Consider the following 21,078-nt stretch of genomic DNA (forward strand, 5'->3'; position numbering starts at 1 on the left):
ATTCTAGACTTATAATTAACAAAGAAAATCAAATGTAGATTTTTTATTTTAAAAAATAAATACCTGATTTAAGGTAATTTAATAATGTAAATAAGTAATAAAACTAGGAACAAAAATCTTTTAATTTACAAAAAGCTAAAGTCTTTAACTAGTTGAGTAACTATTCATCATCAATAACCCGGTAAAAATGATAATATCTTGAACAAAATGAATTCCCCAAGCTATAGATAGCCCTCTTGTTTCTAGCGTAGCTTTACACAAAATATAGCCTAATAATCCGGACATAATAACCCCTACTATACCACTTGGATTACCAAAAAAATGTGGGATGCCAAATAAAATTGCAGAAGTTATTAAAATTAAGCCTTTAGGATAATAATCTTCGAGACCGGCAATGATAGCATAACGAAAAATAATTTCTTCGGCAAATGAATTTGTTAAAGAAAAAAGCAAAATGAAAGGGATAAACGACAATTGGAAATTGGATATACTACCAGAATTCATAACTCCCAATCCAACAAAAATACCGGTGGCTAAACTAATAAAAAACAATAATTGTAAACCGTTTTTAAGCCATGTAGAATTGCCATTAATTCCGATCCACTTTTCCTTTTCTGCTATACTAGAAAGTTCTCCAATTTGAAAAAACTCTTTACTAGCAGGATTTTTACAAAGAAACAAAGCGATAAATACAATAGCAATGAGTAACGCAAAACACTGATGTTTTGCTAATCCGTTGATGTATTGGTTTTGGTGTAATTGGAAATTATATTTACTTGTTAAAAGACGACTTAATAGTAGTGAAAAAGCGGCAATACTCACTATACAAATGGTTGTAAAAATTCTCATGTATTTATTTATTAAGCCAAGAAAATATGTCCTTTATTACTTCATCCATTTTGAATTCGTAACCCGTGTCATTCCCAAATTTTCTTATGACCTCTACATAAATATGATCAAAATTTGGATATACTTTATAGGTTAAATTATTTTTACCTTTTCTAATAAACTCTAACATGGCGTAATCTGTATTGGCAATATATGAACCATCTACATCCCTACCAGACGCTATTAATAGGATGGGGATATTTAGTAATAGCATATTATCAAGTGGTGTTGTTTTTGAATAGCTATACCACTTGTTGTAGGTGCCACCCCAAAATGATTTCTTCAAACTTTTGGGATCCAAATAAATTTGTTTTTGCACATTAAATAAACTATCAACAACATATTGAGCTTCTTCTTGACTCATGAAATTATTAATAGCTTTTTGTCTGGTAATTAATATTAAGTCATAAATATGATCGAGAGCATTTGCTGACATTACTACAATTTTATCTACTTTTTTATTTAATACAGCGATTTTTGGAACCACCTGTCCACCTTGGGAGTGTCCGATAACATATACCTTTGTTGGTTTTAATTTTTTAATTAAATGATCAATTGCAAAAGATGCAGATTCAGCTCTCCAATCTAGAGTATTATATTTATAGGCAGTACTATCAACTTTATACATGGTTCTGTTATCTGGTACTGTATCGTACAATGGAAGCCCTGCAATATTTATGTATGCAATGTGGTAATCCTCTTTGTATTTTGCAAAACCCCAATAAGGAGAAAACACTTGTTTGTCCGCTAAACTATATCTAAAAACGGGCTCTAATGAAGATCCACCTAAAAATAAAACTAAAGGCTTGTCTCTTATATTTTTTGCCTTAAAGACACCCACTTCAATGTTACCAAAATTATCATTTTTAATATTATGGATATCTACTAAAGATAAGAAGTTAGATTGTGCACTAGCAGAAAATTGAAATAAACAAATCAATAATCCGATTTTGATTTTTTTTGCAAAAAACATAATGTAGAGTATTAAATTATTTTATTTATAAGAAGATTAAAATTTAAAAATCTCAAGAAGTTTTGCTTCAAGTTGGTGTTTTCTAATGTTTTTACCAATTATAATCCCATTAGGATCAATTAAATAGTTAGTAGGCATTTCGTTAACTCCGTAAGTTAAAAATGCTGTGTTTTTGGTACCATTCAATTCGCTAACATTTATCCATTCTAATTTATCTTTCTCTATTGCCTTCTTCCACATTATATCGGATACGTCGGCTGAAACTGCGTAAATTTCAAACCCCAAACCATGGTATTTATCATACAACTCCTTTAATTTTGGATTTTCTTTTCTGCAAGGACCACAATTAGAAGACCAAAATTCTAATAAAATAAATTTCCCCTTTAAATCAGAAAGCTTATACAACTTATTATCTACACCCTTTTGAATAATTTCTTCAAAAGGGTTACCAATACTAATTTCTTTATTTAATTGAATAAATTTTTTTATTTCTAATCCTATTTTATGGTTTTGAAATTTTTTAGGTAGACTATTATAAAGATCTTCGGTGGTTTCTTTACCAAAACTATTGTGATAAGTATTAAGTAATAAAAGGCTGTAATATGATTTTGTATTATTCTTAATAAAGGGAATGGTATAATTTTTTAGAACCATCTCTTTTATTTTGTCTATTTCAGTTTTTATTTTAAAAATTGAATCCCATACTTCTTTTGTATCATTATTTGGCAATTTAAAAGACAGTGCAGATAATGAGTCCATTTGTGATTGCTCCAACCTAATTAAATCTTTATATTTTTTTTCAGCCAAATGAGTTTCTGACCCAATTATTTCGGCATCAAAAAACTTTTGCTTCTCTGCAATAAACCTAATTTTTTTATTATCAATGTAAAGGTATCTGTAATCGGAGTAATCCTCTGTTCTTATAATAGCCTCCAAAACAATTTGGTTGGCAGGAAAGTCCCCATGAAAAATAAAATAATTATCTTTTAAAGTAATTGTGTCGCTTGACTTTGTTATATTATCGCTATGATAGTCTATGTAAAGCTTGCTGTTTTTTTCAAAACCAGTTACAACACCTTCAAAAACAAATGAAATATTATTGTTTTGATTGTTTTGTGCTTTTAAGATATTGAAAGTAAATAAATCAGAAACTAGTAAAAATAAAATAAAAGGTTTCATAAAGTAAAGTTTTTTAATGTAACAATTTAAATAGATATCTATTCAAAAAAAATACCTGTAATTAGGTAAATTGTAAAACAAATAAAGGCTAGAAAAAAATCTATTTTTAATATCCATTTAGTAAAACTTTTAGTTTATAAGATGATTTACTCTTTACAGATAAAATAAACAAAGGTTAGATAAACAAATACTAACCTTTGTTTTGCAAAAAAAACTAACTAAAAATTAACAAAAAAAATTTATTTAAAATTTAAACCAATAAATATCATGCCCTAAATATTGAATATTTTTAAAAAAAACAGAGGGCTTTATACCAGTCAAGTCTTTAAACTCTCTTATAAAGTTTGATTGATCATAATAATTTATATCAATAGCCAAATTTGTTAATTTTTTATTCTTTTGATAATTAGAAAGTGCACGCCTGAATTTATATACTTTTGAATACTGCTTGGGTGTGCAATTCAAATGTTTTTTAAATTTTCTTATCAATGTTTTATGAGCAATATTTAACATTTCTGCAATTTCACCTACTTTTAGAGTTCCATTTGAGAATTCAATGGCTTCAATGGCTTTTGATAAGTCAGATTCATTAAATGATGAATTAAATCGATTCAAAAAGAATTCTTCCAGCATATCTAATCTTTTTTCAATATTATCGGTTTGGTAGATAGAATCTACTATCGGCATCATTTCTTCTTCTATTTCAGGAAAACAAAAATTATTCTGTACAGATTTGCCTAAGTTCGGTTTTTTAAAAAAATAATTGATTCCTAAAGGTTTAAAAACGATACCTATTTTATCAAAAGGGGAATAAATTTCAGAAACAACGTAGTTACTTTGAATACCCCCATAAAAAAATAAATAATTATCGTTTGAATGATTTTTTATTCTAATGTGTTTCGGCTTTGATGATTTTAATTCACATGTGGCATTTTTATAAATTGTTAAAGCATTATGTGTGTTCGGAAAAAAAACAATTTTTTCGATCGCTTGAATATGTTCACTCTGGTGAAAATAAATCGTTGATATGTATTTTTTTAAAGTTTCGTTTTTCGGTGTAAAAGACTTAAATTGATCTGAATTCATTCTATTTTATTTAAGTATTTGTTTAAAATTTAAAATCTATCTTAATTCTTGATAAATCTCAAAAATCGAATCTGATCACTTGTATCAATAAGCTTTACAAAATAAACTCCATCTGATAAATTTGATATTTCAAATACATTGCTAGAAAGTAAATTTATATCAACTCTTTTTCCGGTTATATCATAGAATGTAACATTTTTGATAGCCTCAGAATTTGAAATACTAATCAATTCTTTAGCTGGATTTGGATAAATTACAAAAGTTTCATCAAGCTTGGAATCATCTAAACTTAAATTATCAAATACGCGGTAAATTCCATTTTGTTCTGCATTTGCAGTACTACTAGTTACTATAAATGGATTGTTGCTACTATCAAAAACTACACTATCAACAAAATAAGGTGCAACCATCGATGTTGGCCGAGACAAACTATACCATGAGGCTCCCCCATTTGTGGACTTATATAAAAAATCAGCAAAAACATAGAAATTATTTGCGTTATCTATGTATATACCTCCTTCAAATAGAGGGGTATTATTTGGAGAGTTTATAGGAAAAAGAGTGTTGGATTGAAAATCAAACAAATAGAGATATCCTCCATAAGTTATGTAAGTTTTTTGAAATTTTGAAAAAACGGAAACGTCTGAAACTGCTCCTACCTCTACTGGAATAGTATTAACAACACTATTCCATGATAGACCATTATTTGATGAAAAATAAATGGTATAAAAACCGGAAAAAACATCAAAATTACTTACTGTTACAAACATAACACCATTGCTGTCTTGAGCAATATCATCAATTGGATCTGCAAATGTGTTTGATAAAGACCACGATGCACCATCATCTAATGATATGTAAAGGTTGTTGATTTCGTTACTTTTTACTAGAAACAAAGTGTTATTCTCACCTAAATAAAATTTACTAATGAAATTATTTAGAGGCAAAGGTGTTATATCACTATATGTTATACCGTTATCGATAGACTTTTTTAAAGATAATCCAAGATTTACATATATTTTGCCCTCAGTTGTTGAAAAAAAGTTGTTAACACCACTACTATTTCCTCCTAAATAACGTGTTGACCAATTTGCATTTTGATTTTCCAAAGATGATATAGAATTGTTGGATATATTGGCCGAAAAAAGTTTATTATTAGCCCCAAATCGAATAAAATTAGAAGTTCCGGTAAAACCATCATTATCACTTAACCAACTATTTCCGTTAGAATTTAATTTTTGAGCATTACTTTCAAATGAAAAATTATAAACATTTCCTGCTGAATCTCCAATAATAGCAACATGATTTTGAGTACTATTATTAAAAACAGCACTGCTCCACTGCGTTCCGCTAGAGGAGTTAGTTTGTTTTCGATATAAACCAGTTTCACTGCCAATCCACAAAAACTGAGATGTGGAATCATAAAATAGACAAGTAAATCGCTCAGAACTGTTTGGTAAATCCATAAAACTCCAGTTGATATAATCGATAGAGTGAATTAAAAACAACTCATCATTAGCAAGGTTATAACCAAGTGCATAAACCCTTCCCAAATTATCTTCAGTAATTTTATATATTTGATGTTGGTTAAAATTAGATTGTTGAAAAGACTGACCTCCATTGTTTGAAATAATAATTCCATTATTCCAAGTGCCAATAAGTAGAGTGTTATTAGATGTTACATGTAATTCTGTAATTGCCTTTTCGCTACTATTGCTTGGATCATATTGAATAAACTCTATATTTTGACCATTATTGGTAAACTTACCAAGCCTATTTACAAAATCTCCTAATATGATCTGACTATAAAAAGTGTTATTTGCCGTAACATTTGATAACTCATACACACTTTCATGTAGACCGGAAATCGGATTGGTAAATAAGAAATTGCTTTGCCAGGAATTTCCAAAATTTGATGTCCTTTTAATCCCTCCACCCAATCCCTCTGCAACAATGAGAGTGTTACTAGATTTATTGATTGTAATCTCTTGGGGACTGATTGGTCCAAATCCGCTTGGATCGGTCATTAAATTCCATTCCTGATTTATTGGCTTATAAAATATTCTTCCATCTGTTGTCAACATATAAAGCGTTCCTGAACTATTAATATCAATATCTAGCGGAGTTACATTAACAGGAAATGCTTTGTAAAAGGACCAATCTTGAGCAAAAGCACCAATAGAATAAAAGGTGATTAATAACAAATAACTAATTCTCTTTTTCATGTTTATTTTTTTTAATTTACAAAGAATGATATATTATTAGGGCTGATTATTCTTTAATCAACTTTACCCCATGTGTGGATGATTCATTTAAAACCCTCAACAAATAAACCCCCGATCGTAAATCAGAGATATCCAACTCAATAGGATTTGAATTTACTTGGTAATCATTTTCATTAAATTCCTTTATAAATCTTCCATTTATGTCATAAATTAAAATTTTTGAAATAGTTTCATTATTTACAGTGGAGGCAATAAATACCTTGCTCTTAGAAGGATTTGGGTAACAATAAAAAATATTTTTAACTTCTTCTGGAACAGAAGGAATGTTTAATTCAGGCTCATAAGGAATACTAAAGAACTGTAAACCTTCAAAAAATAATTCCTCATGAAAGAGTCTTCCTGAAATTAATAAATTTAAATTCGATAACGGTATGAATTGCTTCGGTTCAAACAAAGAATAATTTGTTCCTACTAAATTTAAATTCTCACTTAAATTTAAATCATGCGTGACTTTAGTAACTGTCGAATAAATAAAAGGTCCTATCCAATTTAATAATCTAAATGGGAAGTTAAGATTGTTTTGCGATTGTGCTAAAACATAAACATTTTGGCTATCCAAATAAGCATCTTGATAAAAAATATTACTCTCAAAATCAAATGTATTTAAAAGACTACCGTCTTCATCCCATGATGTTAATTGAATATTAGAATCTGAAGTTGAAAGATTAGTTGTCACATAAAAAATCCTATTTGTACTAGTTGAATGCAAAATCTTTTGCATGTAAATATTAGTATTATTTATTGAATAATTATTTGATGTTGTGGTAATCCCGGTAGAATTTACTTTAAAAGAGTAAACTTCAACAATACCAGATGAAATGTTTTCTGTATTTGAAACTAAGAGTGTTTCATCACCTAAAGATAATAAATCTACATATGTTGATGTCGTATTGGCTATTGGAAAATGCTCAAAAAACACTAAACTACCTCCAGAGGTAACATTAAGTAAAAAAGGTTGATAGTTAAAATTAAAACCTGCTGAACTCCCATCAGTAGATAATCCAGCAATTAAAAGATTTCCATTAGTATTCAACTTACAATTTGTAGGAATTGATTGTAAAATATTTACATCTGTTGACTGATAAATTGAAACAAACAGTAATTCACCGATACTACTATATTTTCTGATTGCTACATTTGAACTTTCTGGTTGGATACTACTCGGTTCAGAGGTTATAATGTAAATATTATTTTGACTGTCAAGTAAAACTTTTTCAGAGGAACTACTATTGAGAGGAAAATTGATGTTCCATACTTCATCTAAAATTGGAGACATTTTGATGAGTGAAACGTTTTCAGATGAAGAATTTCTTTTTAAAAAAATCAGATGATCACTTTGATCAATCGATAATTTAATGGTAGTTAATCCCTCTGAATCATCTAACTCTATACTATCTTCCAAATTACCGGACGAATTATATTTAACAATATAACTTTTTTGAAATACTGTATTTAAATTGTCTGGATTTACATAAAACTTACTGACAATAGAATACGTATTACTATTTGAATCGCTTACTGTCTCATAAATGTTAGCTCTTAATGAATTTTGAGGTGAATATTTTAAATCCCAATTAACATTGATTTGCAAACTATCTAATTGGATTACCTGAATAATATTACCCAATTCAGAATAAAGGGGAGAAAATACTACAGATTTCGAATTATCGCTAATTACGGGTTTAACAAAATTATTTAAAGAAAATCCCGATTGAACATTGTTAAATGAGTAAGCATTCGATTGAATTAAATCACCGGAAGAAATTTGATACTTTTTAGATCTGAGATAACTATCACCAGTTTCCAAATTCATATATACAGCATCTAAAAATACATTTTCATTAAAAAAAGTCATAGTAAAACTACTCTGAAAATATAAATCCTCTATTGTATTTTGAACCCAATTTTGGGATCCATTAATATTCAAATTATACAAAATGAAACCATCTTCATTATTCTGATAATGATATCCTCCCACAAAAAGTTGACCTTGTTGAATTTCTACATTCTCTAATATGATCGTCTCATTTAAAGACTCGTGAATAAAATCCCAATCTTCAAAACCATTGGAATTATATTTCAATGTAAGTGAATGTCTTAAAATTTCTTTTGAATAATTGGATGTTATATAAATATTATTTTGTTCATCAACAACTAGATCTTTAGCAAAAATATCAGTCGCAATTAATTCGTTGTCAACTACTATATCTTTATTCTTGAGAACTCTCCAAATAACACTACCCGAGCTACTGAATTTAATTGTTACAATTTTACTTCCTAATCCATCATCAAAGCCGGTTCCAGTAACAATTACATTGTTATTATTATCGGTAGAAATTGCTACAGGTTCATTCCATGTTTGAGTCGGAAACTCATTATCAATATATTGCCATAAAAGAGAACCTTCCGAGTTTAACTTTGAAATGTAGTAAGTTACATTGGACTCTTGATAGGATATACCTGAAATTAAAATATCTCCTGATTCAGAAATATGAAGTGCAGTAGGCAATTGAAAAGTTGAAGTTTCGCCTAGTAATCTTTGCCAAATCATCTCTCCGGAAGAACTTATCTTCATACAAACGATGTCTGTACTCATTTGATTCCAAGTATACCCCAAAACATATAGAAAACCATTTTCATCAATTGCAATGGAGGTTCCGGAATTAACTGTAAATTCTGTAGAAGGTAATTGTAAAGTCCAAATAATCTCTCCTGAAGAATTAACCTTGATAACCGTAATATCGCCAGACTTAGTTTCAATATTCCCACTTTTTCCTGTGATATAAATATTCCCCTCTAAATCAGAACAAAATGCCTCTGCAATGCTCATTGAAGCTGCTATTTTGCCAAGAAAATCATAGTCTGTAACATTATTATTATTACTTAGGCTTGTACGAAAATTTGAATTAAAATTATTTGAATTACTCGAAGTGTATTTTGATAATAACCCGAACTCTTGGCTTAAATTAAAACCCTTATAATTAGTACTCTCTTTTGTGTACAGTTCTTGTCCAATAGTAGTTTTTAAACATAGACAAAATACTAATGTAAAAATGATTTTTAGCTTTTTCATAACTTTTTTTAGGGTAAAATTATTTGAATTAAAGCCAAAAAAAAATACCTGAAAAAAGGTAATTATTGCTACTAATTCAATTCTAATGATTAGTATACTTTCTTATTTATGTTGCTTTAATAATAGCTTAATTTATTTTAAGAATCTAAAAAAATCCTTTAATGACTTAGAGTGTCTTTTTTTTACAATTTTTCTCAATTTTCTTACTATAATTTTGTAGAAAAAATATTCTAAATTAAAATGAAAACTATGAAAAAGCTATTACTTTTATTTTTATTGTGCAAAGTTCTTTTTGTTTACAGTCAAAACTCAGTAATGATAATTGGTGGCCAAAACGCTAATCAAGGTCAGTTCCCTTGGGTTGTTGATTTGCATTACAATTATCAAATTTTTGATATTGGTCATCTTTGCGGTGGAACTTTGATTGCTCCTCAGTGGGTATTAACAGCCAGTCACTGTGTTGACTTTGAAACTGGTGATGACATTAGTTTGTCAAGTCTAAGATTCAACTCAATAAATTCTTCTGGTCCCATAAATCCAAATGGTGGAGAAGTTAGAACAGCATTAGAGGTGTATAAACATCCAGGGTATCAAACCGAAGACATTGATCTTGCTCTAATCAAACTGTCTACTCCGGTTACAACGATAAATCCGGCTTTATTACCTAATTTAAATGATGAAAATCTCTATGACTTTGAAAATGATATTTTAATCGCAGGATGGGGTTCAACTTCGCAAAGCAATGGGAGCATGGGAGCAAGTATTCTACAGTGGGTGATTTCAAAAATTAAACCATGTACGGGTAATCCGGGTGGGCAACCAACCAACACAGATATTTATTTCTGTATTGGCTATACTGATGGCGAAGTAGCAACAGGAGCGGCTATTGGAGATAGTGGCGGACCTAGCTTTATAATAGAAAATAATATTCCTAAGTTACTAGGTGTAGTAAGCCATGGCGAAGGTGAATATACCGATTTAAATAAACCCGGAAGATTCGTCAAGGTAATTAATTTTTTAAATTGGATAAATAGTGTTATTAATCCTCTTAATGTGGGGGATAATAAATTCAATAAAATAAATATTTATGCAAATGATGATAAACTATTCATACAAAATAATTTTGAAGAATTATTGGTCCACGTATACGATATATCAGGAAAATTACTTTTGACTTATAATACAAAAACAACAAACTCTTTTGAAACTTTTGATATTTCAAAATTGAGTAAAGGTATATATATAACAAAGCTTACAAATAGCTATTACAGTATTCAAACTACTAAGTTTTTAAAATCCTAAATAATAACTTGTAAGCTTCATTATAATTACATGTTGGGTGTATTTATTTCACTATGTCAAAATGACTTTTTTACTAAAGATGTTCTTATTCTGGTTTAATGAGTAAACTCTAAATAAAAGCAAGTACATTAATTAAATAATAATGTCAAAAAAACTAAAAATCAATGCATAATCACATAAAATATTCTACACCCAACATTAATTTTATTTTACTTCCCAGTATATACTGCTGTAAAAACTCCATTAGGTTGCACAGATGTAAAACGAATAGGTTTATTTTCCTCCATATAAAAAGTGATTTTATATCCTTGCTTTCCTTTAACAGTAAAAACGTTTTCATCAACTAATTCAAATTCATCTTCATTTTGACCGGGAACTTTGGCAAATAATCTCGATTCGCGTAGTAATATCTCTATAGGTATATTATAGTTTTCTAAAATATATACACCGACATATTTACTTAAATCAATTTTTGAAATAGTGGTATTTTTTGTCGATGTTAATAATTCTAATTTTCGTTGTGATTCAACATTACTATTGATCTGTAAAGATTTTTGATAATTTTTAATAGCATTGACTGTATCCTTTATGGATAAAAAATAATCAGCATATGAATCATAAACATTAGTACGGTCTGGATACCACTCGATGTTTAATTCAAACAAGGCTCTTGCTTTATCATAATGCTTTTTGTTTAATGCTTCATAGCCCAAATAGTTGATGAATGCCTCAGGTGCCGCATTTTTGTAACCCATATTTTGAGATACTTTTGAATAATGATTTTTTAATTTAGTAGCAATTAATGTGGTAGAATCTTTAAAGTCATTTTCGTTGGATTCAAATTGATAATAATTAAAAATGAATCGAAGAGCATCATATTCACCAATTAACGGTAAAGAATTATGACTTTCAAATTCATAATACTTTTGTTGATAGTCTAGACCATTCTTGATATTTTTTAAATAATTATCCAATCTTAATATAGAACGAATGTGCTGGGTTTCGGGTGATTTATCTTTTTTTAGTTTTGAAAAACTTATTTTTTTTGGTAGAGTATTTGCGGTCGCTACAAATAATTTTTTCCTTTTCAATTCACTTTTACCAATTTTATCTAATGTACGCTTTAAATAGAATTCATTTTGATACCACATACTGGGATCTACCGCTATGTATGAATCAAAAGTGTTAGGTGAATTTGTAAGAATATCAATAACAGTTAAGCCTCCTAAGGAATGACCAAATATTGATTTATATGGTGCAGCTTTATAGTTTAAATTTACATAGGGTATCAATTCCTCAGATATAAATTGTAAAAATTTATTAGAGCCATTCTCATCTGATGCAGGGACTAAATCACGCATTCGATTTGTGTTCTCAATACCAACAATAATCATCTCTGGTAATATCCCATTCCCGTTAGCTTGACTCAGTTGCTGAAGAATACCTACAGTGGAGAAGAAATGTGACTCTCCATCTAATAAATATAAAACAGGATATTGTTTTAAACTATCAATATTTGGATTAGTAAGATTAGGTGTATATACCCAAATGGTTCTGTTTTCATTTAGAATTTTTGAATGAATTATTTCTTTTTTACCAGAAATAATACTTGTAGTTTGCTGTGCGTTTATACACAAATTAAAAACTATGATAGACAAAGTTGTTAATAATGTTTTCATGTTGATTTATTTTGGTGATTCAGTTACATATTCTAATATATCAGCCGGTTGGCAATCTAAAGCTTTACATATTGATTCTAATGTACTAAATCTAATTGCTTTAGCTTTTCCAGTCTTCAAAATAGAAAGATTTGATAAAGTCAAATCTACTTTTTCAGATAATTCATTAAGCGAAATTTTTCGCTTAGCCATCATTACGTCTAAATTTACTATAATTGGCATAGCTTAAATTGTTAAGTTATTTTCATTTTGTAATTCAATACCTCGCTTAAACATCAATGAGATGACAAATAAAATTGAAGAAAAAAATAAATAAGCAATACCATCATGCCAATAATCTTCAATCGATCCAAATGTATAACCCCTTGAAATTAATCTTTCAACAACTTTTTTTGATAGTAAACTTATAATTCCAATATAAAAAGTTTGATAGGTAATAGTGGAAATTATAAATTGAACATTATTGCTAAATGGATTCTCTATATTTACAGATTTAAAAAACTTTAGTACTTCAAAAAAAACATAAGCCTTCAATGCCGATAAAATTATAATGATAGATAAAACTACTATGTATATTGGTTTATTTTCAATAAATAATTCAGATAAATCTAAACCAAGATAAAGGTCATGAGTAGCAATTGGCCGAAATAAACTATAAATAAAATTAAATAATAAGCCCCCCGATTGAACACAATAACCGGCAAAAATAAACCAACAAACTGTTTGTATGGCTTTCCATATTAAATTGTTTCTTTTTGTCATTTTTTAAAAATTTAAAATTACGCGACAAAAATAACAAATATTTATTAATAAACAATAAATTATTATTTTTTTTAAATATATATTTATTACTCATATATCAATAGAATTTGAAAACAGTTAAAAACACTAAGGTTAGTGCAAATGCATAAAATCTAATAAAACTCATCAAGTAAAGTGTAAAATTCAATTTTTTTTACATCAGGATATAGTAATCCATATTCTTCAAAAAATAAATCTACTAATGAATTATCATAAACATCTTTAATGTTTCTAATTGCCAATGCAATATCTTGATACCTATCTGCAATTCCTCCCCTACCTATATCAATAAAACCACATAGTTCACTATTCTGAAAAATCAAATTGTCAAAACAATAATCACCATGTGTAAAAACAAAATCGAAGTGGGAGGGTTTCAAATCATAGAGAGTTATATACAATTGATCTAAACTATAGCTCTTATACTCCGGTTGTAAATCGTTACAATCAACAATACCACTTTCAATATTTAATTTAGCAACTTTTAATTTGTCCGTAAGATCTTGAAAAAGAGCTTTTTTATTGATAGGAATGGAATGTAAATACTTTAAAGATTTTGCATAAATACTCACCATTCTTTTGGGTTCAATTTTACCAATCCAATAATCAAGCGTTTTGCCATGCAATTCAGTTAAACATAGGTATTCAATGTTTTGGATTTCTTTCAAGAATACCACTTTTGGTACCGGAACTTTGGATTTTAACCATCTATAATTTAAAAAATCACTCCTTAATGAAGTGATTTTGTTTGTCTTTATTCTTTTTTTTAAAATAAAGCTATCCTTTTCAGTATACGAAATTCTAAATGTCTCATCGTTTATTTGATATACATCAGTTTTTTCCAGGCAAAAGTGAAAAAAACTGGTACCAAATAGAGTTTTAAAATCTTCATTATACAACATCCTAAAAATATGTTTATGGAATCTTTATGAATATTTTATCATTATCTGTGTATAAAATAGATAATTTCTAAAAATCCCAAAATTTTATACCTCCCTTCAAATCTACAGAAACTAACTGGTCATTATTGTTATTTACTTTGATTTTATTAACAGTTCCTTTATGGCCTGTAAGCGAATCAATCAAATTCCCGGTTGATTTGTCCCATACTCGAATTGAGCGATCAATACTTGCAGTACATATCTTATCTTTTATGAATCTTACCATAGTTAACTGCATATGATAACCCTCCATAATTAAATATCCATCATCAGTAAAATCGTTTGGATTTTGTTTTTTATAGATCTCATATTTAGGAAAATCCTTGTAATACCGTAACCAATTCGGATGTTTTACCTCAAATTTATTTTTTTTATTTTCATTTTCAAATAAATAACAAGTATTAAAATCAACTGATAGAATATTACCATGCTCATCTATATCGCCAAATCGTTTAATATTTATAGAATCAATCTTTTGTAGCTTATCTTCATTATAATTCCATGTATATAAATTTTTATTGGTAATAATTTTTAACAATGATTCATCTGTCATTTGAAATATCCTACCATTCGGAATCTTTGAAGGAAATTCAATTGTTTTGTAATTCTTTGTAACATCCCAAATATATCGATTCCCTTTTACATCATGTGCAAGCAAATAATTGAAATCATCTGAATATAAAATTAAATTAGACCAAGTTGTTTTGAGCGGTATAGTTTTTATGATTTTTCCGGAAGTTAAATTTATAATTTTAATACCTCCCTCCATTGTGCTGGCAGCAATTTCTTTTCTTTTATTATTATAAGCCAATGAATAAATTTCATCATTAAGATTTGTTATAATCTTTTCACCGGGTTGATTTTTAATGATTTTTGATAACCTTCCACTATAAGTTGAAATTACAGCTGTGTCCCTTGACCCGACGTAAACAACATCAGTGTATGAAGTAGGATTAATTGCTGTCATCTTGTCAATTAACAAACCTTCATTTTGAGCTAACATTTTAAAACTCAAAAAAATCAGTACAAATATAAATTCATTACTCTTTTTCATAAATTAATATATTTTTGTCATTAGATTTAATTTCAATGTTCGCTTTGTCTTCTGTTGTACTCAAACTTATTTTATTTTTCCCGGTTCTATCATATAATTGTATACCTGTAGACCCATTTGGTTCTGCAACAGCAATAAAGGTTTGATTTGATTTTGAATCCAATGTTAAAAAAATATTACCATAATCATCATCAGTTACATACCCCCCTCTTTCCTGACCTTCAGAATCATATAACATTAAACCACTAACTCCTGAACCCTTTTCTCTTGGATATAATCTATTCCCAAAACTGCTTTGTGCAGTAGGCAAAGATGAACCTATTATAACCCGCTCAATCCCCAAAGAATCTACAACCACTAATCCATGTACTTTAAGTATCTTATTTTGAAAATCAATTACTGAACTTTCTTCTGTTGGAGTTCGAAAAGAAAAAAAATAAACACTGGTACAAACAATATTTATTAGTGTCAAAATGTAAAGTAACTTTGCTTTCATATTAAACTTGTATATTATATTTGATTCAAAATCAAAGAAAAGATAAATATAATGTAAGGAAAATACCTGAAAACAGGTAATTAACACTAATACTTATAAGTATATTTTTGTAAATTAATAATAGTCTCAATGAAAAAAATTTTTTTTATAATCTTCATTTCTATTTTCAATACGGTTGATGCTCAAAATCCATACAAAACCATTAATGGACAAGAAGTTATTGATAGTTTAAAAAGAGAACTAAGCTTAGCCTCTAATGATAGTTTGCGGGCAATTCTTTCCTTAAAACTTACTAAAGAATATTTATTAAATAGAGACCAAGAGAATTTTAAAAAGTTTTATTACCAAGCGAAAAAATACAGTAAAAATAATGCTTTCCTTAATGATTTAATTTTTTTTAGATACGCTGGCTTTTATATGCTGGAAGATAACTATGACGCGTATATTAAACATTTGGAACTTGCTGATAAGAGACTTTTAAAATATAACATTGATGAGGTGCATAAAATCAGAACAAATATATTATTGAATAAATCGATATATTATAACGATAAAAACAAAACAAAATCGTTAAACATTTTGCTTAATGAGGTGTTGCCATTAGCAAAAAAAATTAATGATTACGAAATGATTGTTCATTCCTACAAATCCATAGCTATCAAATTTTACAATGAAAAAAATTATGTAAAAGGAGAAAAATTTATTTATGATGCAATAAAACTATTTAAAAATAAAGGGCTGGATAATGATGAATTGTTAACTCAGTTATTGTTGTTACAGTCAGAAATATTAGTTTCTCTTAAAAAATTTGATTTAGCATTCCAAGCAATAGAAGAGGCTAAAGGAATTATTAAAAATTATCCAAATTCTGATTTTCAAAGTGCTTTTTATTATTCAAGTGGTTTTTATTTACATCAACAGGGTTTTTACTTTGAAGCAATTAGCAATTTTAACTATGGGATAAAAAAATGTGAATTTACTGGAGACTATTTAATGAGGAATCGACTTAACTTGATGAAAGTACTATCCCTTAAAGAACTAGGAAAATATAGTGAAGCCGAAGAAATTTTATCTAAATTGTTACAAGATAAAAGCATTAATGTAGAGGATAAAGTTGATTATTTAAAAGAGATGGCAATGATTTTTAAAAAGTTAAATAAGTTGCCTGAAGCATTGAACGCTTATGATGAGTATATTTCATTGCATGACAGTATTCAAAAAAGTCAATTTCAAGAGAGGTCAGCATATTTAGAAAAAGAATTAAATGAAGTAGAAAACACAAAAAAAATAGATGAACTTAGATTCGAAAAAGAAAGGGCAAAACAAACAGCAATAAATATTAAATTAAAATTCATCATTACGTTATTAATCTTGACTTTGCTTTTAGTAACATTAGTTATTTTTTGGTTGAGATTCGTAAAAATTAAAAGACTAAACAAAGAAAAAGAATTGGCTCTTAATCATAAAATAACAGCATTAAAAAATGAAAAAGAAATCATATCATTATATGCAATGATGGAAGGGGAGGAAAATGAAAGAAAAAGAATTGCAAGAGATTTACATGATGGTTTTGTCAATAATTTGTCTTCAATTAAAATGAGAATCTCTAAAATCTATGAAGAAATAAAAAGTGATGAATTAAAGAACATATACCAGCTATTAGAAAATAATGTAATAGAATTAAGACAAGTTGCTTATAATCTAATTCCTGAAACTCTATTAAAATTAGGTTTAGACCAAGCGTTAAATGATTTGTGCTTTAATTTCTACTCAAAAAAAACGGCAATAAGTTACCATTCTTCAAATTTAAGTAATCAAATTATCAAAACACATCAAATAACAATTTATAGAATTGTTCAAGAATTAGTTAGTAATGCAATCAAACATGCAAATGCATCTAAAATAACGGTAGATTGTGGTCTAAATCAAAATTTATTTTTAATTACAATTGAAGATAATGGTATTGGATTTGATGTAAATCAGCTCCAAAACAGTAAAGGAATTGGTTTAAAAAGTATAAAAAACAGAGTTGAATTATTGGAAGGAAGAATGGATTTAATATCAAATCCAAATGAGGGTACTTGCATCAATATTGAACTTTATATAAATTGTAACGATGAGTGATATTTTCAAAACAGTAGTAGTTGATGATCATCACATTTTAATTGAAGGATTAAAATTAATTTTTAATTCTCTGGAAAATGTTGAGGTAGTTGATAGTTTTAATACGGGAAAAGAAATAGTAGAATATAAAAATATTGATAAAGTAGACATTGTTTTTTTAGATATTTTTCTACCAGATTGTAATGGAATAGAATTGTGCTTAAAATTAAAAAAAAATAATCCAAAGTTGAAAATCATTGCCTTAACAAGTCAATCTGAAAGAGGGATTATTTTACAGCTGATGAAAAACGGTGCTGATGGATACATGTTAAAGAGTGCTAACATTGAAGATTTTAAAAATGCATTAGATGGAATAAATAATGGTGAATTAGTTTTTTGCAATGAAGTACAGAAACTGATGGATAAAGTTTCTGACTATGAAATAAAGAAAATTCCAAGTATAACAAGAAGAGAAAAAGAAATAATAACTTTATTGAAAAAAGGAAAATCTACACAAGAAATTTCAGATGAATTATTTCTAAGTTTCTTAACCGTTCAAACCCACAGAAGAAATTTATTGCAAAAATTTCAAGTAAATAATGTCGTAGAATTAATTAACGTCCTGTCAGAAAACGGATTAATTTAAATTTATTTTTTATTCAAATAAAACAAAATAATTTGAATAGCCACTTGATTATTTAACTCTTTAGCTATCTGAATGGCATTCTTGTTTGAATAAGACTCTTTTAATTCGATATCTGCTCCATTTTCAATCAATAATTTTGTGATGGAATGATGATTTAATCGAATACTTTCTATCAATACAGAGGTAAAAAATTTTGGATGTTGAAAATTAATATCTGTACCAATTGAGATATGAAATTTTACTATATCAATATTATTTTCCTGAACTGCTTTAAACATGTCTTTCCAATCTCCGTGACTCATCAGTTTAGTTTTTAATTACATTGAAACAAGACAAAATAATACAAGAATAATTGTAAAAAAATCAATTTAAGTATTTGTGCAAAAATAATCCATTATAGTAATTTATTTATACCTGTTTTCAGGTAATTAAATATAACGAATGAAGTAAAATGTAGTCAAAAGTTACTAACAATTTTTTAATTATACTACTTTGAGAAGATTCAAAAACATATGATACAAACTTTTTTATAATTTTTAATCATGTTCATAGTCAAATCATACTTCGCCACCGCTTCCCAACGCTCAAAAAAGTTTTTGTATGCCAGACGTTAAGGTCTCCGATAGAAATCAGTAGCCGGCAACAAAAACTTTTCCCAAAGCTTCTTTACATAATGTTGCATTATGGCTCAATTGAGACCATAATAACATTATGTAAAAAAGCCGCTCACCCCACCCGCGAGTGCCCCGTTCCAGCCACACTTTTTGGCAGCTTTCCTCGCACCACCCAGCTACCAAAAAACGTGGCTTCACGGGTCACATCTACCCTTTTCAGTTGAACTTCCTCGTACTATCTCGTTTCAATTTACGCTTAGATTAAATCTTTTCTTTAGGAGCCTGAATAGGTAGTGTTTTCATTGTCTTTTTCAGGTGCCACCCCTCTCCGATTCAACAGCTTCAAACTTTAATTTCCATAACACCACCAGGCACCAGAAAAACACAAATAACCCAGCAAGAGTAGGTTTTCAGGATTTGCCAGATTAAAAGTACTCCAATTGCTTTTCCCAGTGCAGATGCCACTCAGCTCCTATGAACTTGTAAATCTAAAATCGTTATTCTATTGACATCCATCACCGGCATCAGCACCAAGAAAAGCAATTACAAAAGTTGTGCTCACAAATCCTGAAAACCTACACTTGCTCTCGCTTCTGCCTTTTCACTAGGAAGTTTTTTCATTGTCTTTTTCAGGTGCCGCCCCTCTCCGATTCAACACTTTCAAACATAACTTTCCACAACACCTTCAGGCACCAGAAAAACACAAATAACCCAGCAAGAGTAGGTTTTCAGGATTTGCCAGATTAAAAGTACTCCAATTGCTTTTCCCAGTGCAGATGCCACTCAGCTCCTATGAACTTGTAAATCTAAAATCGTTATTCTATTGACATCCATCACCGGCATCAGCACCAAGAAAAGCAATTACAAAAGTTGTGCTCACAAATCCTGAAAACCTACACTTGCTCTCGCTTCTGCCTTTTCACTAGGAAGTTTTTTCATTGTCTTTTTCAGGTGCCGCCCCTCTCCGATTCAACAGCTTCAAACTTAGATTTCCACAACACCATCAGGCACCAGAAAAACACAAACAAATGCAAGAGTATATTTCTGGGGCTTGCTCAAAAAGCATCACATTTGAATTAGCGGTTTTTTTGCTCAATCCCCAGAAATATACCCTTGCCGACCCGCCTCCGCAAGAAAACTAACGATAGAAATTTTTAAAAAGAAAAAGGAAAAAAAGGCAGCTAATATAAGTTTCGGGTTATCAAAAAAGCAAGTTCAAGCCCTTTGGGTTTTAAAAAAAATCTCCACCACCCCAAACCGTTTTCAATCAAAACTCCGAATAAAAACAAATGCTACAATCCTTATGAACTTCAGGGGGTGGTAGTATTTTTTTTAAAAAACTTGCTTTTTTGAAACCCTTCACTTGAACAAATGGCTTTCTTTTTTTCTCTTTTTTCTTTTGAAAAATTTTATGGGAAAAGTGTGTCCTGACGAGAAATCTTTAAAAGCCATTATATGATTAGTTTTAGCCTAAAACACCACAAAGACGGAATGTATTACCAACAACCGCATTTCTTTATCCTGAACAAAGGAAACAACTCTGGAAAGGTGCTGAAAATACCCTGCCCAAATTGTTATGTTATCCTGTTTTACTCCATAGAGGACCGAGACAATATGGAAACTATTTGTTTGACTCTCTGGAGAGCCAAATTTTGGCATCAATTCCTAATGGGGTCCGTTATACCCTACATCCGAATTAAGGAATTCCAAAAGAATCTAATTCAAAAATCATCCGAACTCATGGAAGACTTTGAAAAGCACAAAAAATCCATTGCAGCACTAAAATTGCTCGAGACTAAGGAGAAACAATTTCAAGAAAATTTGAACCTTATAAACGACCTCCGGAGAGTCATAATTTACCGGTACATTAAGAAATAATACAAAATAGAAAGTCCTTAAAAAATTAAAATGCCCCAAAGTAATCAACTTTTGGGGCATCTATTAATTTTGAAATCCAA

The 21,078-nt window shown here is 28.9% G+C and carries 17 protein-coding genes; 4 read left to right on the forward strand and 13 right to left on the reverse strand.

Going from position 1 to position 21,078, the window contains the following annotated elements; genetic code table 11:
• Positions 1 to 144: 144 nt before the first annotated feature.
• The 6 genes from V7M80_RS01825 to V7M80_RS01850 all read right to left on the reverse strand — a co-directional run bounded on the left by V7M80_RS01825 (position 145) and on the right by V7M80_RS01850 (position 9,484).
• The gene (locus V7M80_RS01825) at positions 145 to 849 is read right to left on the reverse strand and encodes a CPBP family intramembrane glutamic endopeptidase (protein ID WP_333693634.1); all 705 of its coding nucleotides are present in this window, start codon (positions 847 to 849) and stop codon (positions 145 to 147) included.
• Positions 850 to 853: 4 nt separating this feature from the next.
• The gene (locus tag V7M80_RS01830) at positions 854 to 1,861 is read right to left on the reverse strand and encodes a hypothetical protein (RefSeq protein WP_333693635.1); all 1,008 of its coding nucleotides are present in this window, start codon (positions 1,859 to 1,861) and stop codon (positions 854 to 856) included.
• Between the two features lie 36 nt (positions 1,862 to 1,897).
• Positions 1,898 to 3,040: a TlpA disulfide reductase family protein gene (locus V7M80_RS01835; RefSeq protein ID WP_333693636.1), complete on the reverse strand. Its 1,143-nt coding sequence runs from the start codon at positions 3,038 to 3,040 to the stop codon at positions 1,898 to 1,900.
• Between the two features lie 243 nt (positions 3,041 to 3,283).
• Positions 3,284 to 4,126: a helix-turn-helix domain-containing protein gene (locus tag V7M80_RS01840; RefSeq protein ID WP_333693638.1), complete on the reverse strand. Its 843-nt coding sequence runs from the start codon at positions 4,124 to 4,126 to the stop codon at positions 3,284 to 3,286.
• Between the two features lie 41 nt (positions 4,127 to 4,167).
• Complete coding sequence (locus V7M80_RS01845) at positions 4,168 to 6,351, reverse strand: T9SS type A sorting domain-containing protein (RefSeq protein WP_333693639.1); 2,184 nt, start codon at positions 6,349 to 6,351, stop codon at positions 4,168 to 4,170.
• Positions 6,352 to 6,397: 46 nt separating this feature from the next.
• Positions 6,398 to 9,484 (reverse strand): T9SS type A sorting domain-containing protein, encoded by a 3,087-nt coding sequence (locus tag V7M80_RS01850; RefSeq protein WP_333693640.1) that lies wholly within the window; start codon positions 9,482 to 9,484, stop codon positions 6,398 to 6,400.
• A 249-nt stretch (positions 9,485 to 9,733) separates the two neighbouring features.
• On the opposite strand from V7M80_RS01850, the gene V7M80_RS01855 reads away from it, so the two are divergent.
• The gene (locus tag V7M80_RS01855) at positions 9,734 to 10,786 is read left to right on the forward strand and encodes a trypsin-like serine protease (protein ID WP_333693642.1); all 1,053 of its coding nucleotides are present in this window, start codon (positions 9,734 to 9,736) and stop codon (positions 10,784 to 10,786) included.
• Between the two features lie 209 nt (positions 10,787 to 10,995).
• Here the strand turns inward: V7M80_RS01855 and V7M80_RS01860 are convergent, their stop codons facing one another.
• The 6 genes from V7M80_RS01860 to V7M80_RS01885 form a co-directional block, all read right to left on the reverse strand.
• Positions 10,996 to 12,465, reverse strand: a complete 1,470-nt coding sequence (locus V7M80_RS01860) for an alpha/beta hydrolase-fold protein (RefSeq protein ID WP_333693643.1) — start codon at positions 12,463 to 12,465, stop codon at positions 10,996 to 10,998.
• 6 nt (positions 12,466 to 12,471) lie between these two features.
• A complete protein-coding gene (locus V7M80_RS01865; RefSeq protein WP_333693644.1) occupies positions 12,472 to 12,687 on the reverse strand; it encodes a helix-turn-helix domain-containing protein in 216 nt (71 codons plus the stop codon).
• A 3-nt stretch (positions 12,688 to 12,690) separates the two neighbouring features.
• Positions 12,691 to 13,227 carry a DUF2975 domain-containing protein gene (locus V7M80_RS01870; protein WP_333693645.1) on the reverse strand — a complete coding sequence of 179 codons (537 nt, stop codon included), beginning with the start codon at positions 13,225 to 13,227 and terminating at the stop codon, positions 12,691 to 12,693.
• A gap of 152 nt (positions 13,228 to 13,379) precedes the next feature.
• Positions 13,380 to 14,168, reverse strand: a complete 789-nt coding sequence (locus V7M80_RS01875) for an APH(3') family aminoglycoside O-phosphotransferase (RefSeq protein WP_333693647.1) — start codon at positions 14,166 to 14,168, stop codon at positions 13,380 to 13,382.
• Positions 14,169 to 14,235: 67 nt separating this feature from the next.
• On the reverse strand, positions 14,236 to 15,261 hold the full coding sequence (locus tag V7M80_RS01880; RefSeq protein ID WP_333693648.1) for a hypothetical protein: 1,026 nt from the start codon (positions 15,259 to 15,261) through the stop codon (positions 14,236 to 14,238).
• Entirely contained in the window at positions 15,248 to 15,757 is a 510-nt protein-coding gene (locus tag V7M80_RS01885; protein ID WP_333693650.1) for a hypothetical protein, read from the reverse strand. Before V7M80_RS01885 ends, V7M80_RS01880 begins: the two co-directional genes overlap by 14 nt.
• Positions 15,758 to 15,886: 129 nt before the next feature.
• Between V7M80_RS01885 and V7M80_RS01890 the strand changes: the two genes are divergently transcribed.
• Positions 15,887 to 17,881 carry a tetratricopeptide repeat-containing sensor histidine kinase gene (locus V7M80_RS01890; RefSeq protein WP_333693652.1) on the forward strand — a complete coding sequence of 665 codons (1,995 nt, stop codon included), beginning with the start codon at positions 15,887 to 15,889 and terminating at the stop codon, positions 17,879 to 17,881.
• Positions 17,874 to 18,506, forward strand: coding sequence for a response regulator transcription factor (locus V7M80_RS01895; RefSeq protein ID WP_333693654.1), 633 nt, complete (start codon positions 17,874 to 17,876; stop codon positions 18,504 to 18,506). The genes V7M80_RS01890 and V7M80_RS01895 overlap by 8 nt, the downstream gene beginning before the upstream one ends.
• Before the next feature lie 2 nt (positions 18,507 to 18,508).
• Here V7M80_RS01895 and V7M80_RS01900 read toward each other — a convergent pair whose 3' ends face one another.
• On the reverse strand, positions 18,509 to 18,808 hold the full coding sequence (locus V7M80_RS01900) for an ankyrin repeat domain-containing protein (protein ID WP_333693656.1): 300 nt from the start codon (positions 18,806 to 18,808) through the stop codon (positions 18,509 to 18,511).
• 1,767 nt (positions 18,809 to 20,575) lie between these two features.
• Between V7M80_RS01900 and V7M80_RS13155 the strand changes: the two genes are divergently transcribed.
• On the forward strand, positions 20,576 to 20,998 hold the full coding sequence (locus tag V7M80_RS13155; protein ID WP_442902336.1) for a DUF6943 family protein: 423 nt from the start codon (positions 20,576 to 20,578) through the stop codon (positions 20,996 to 20,998).
• Positions 20,999 to 21,078: the final 80 nt, after the last annotated feature.

The organism is Flavobacterium sp. (assembly GCF_036759525.1).
Taxonomy (GTDB): Bacteria; Bacteroidota; Bacteroidia; order Flavobacteriales; family Flavobacteriaceae; genus Flavobacterium.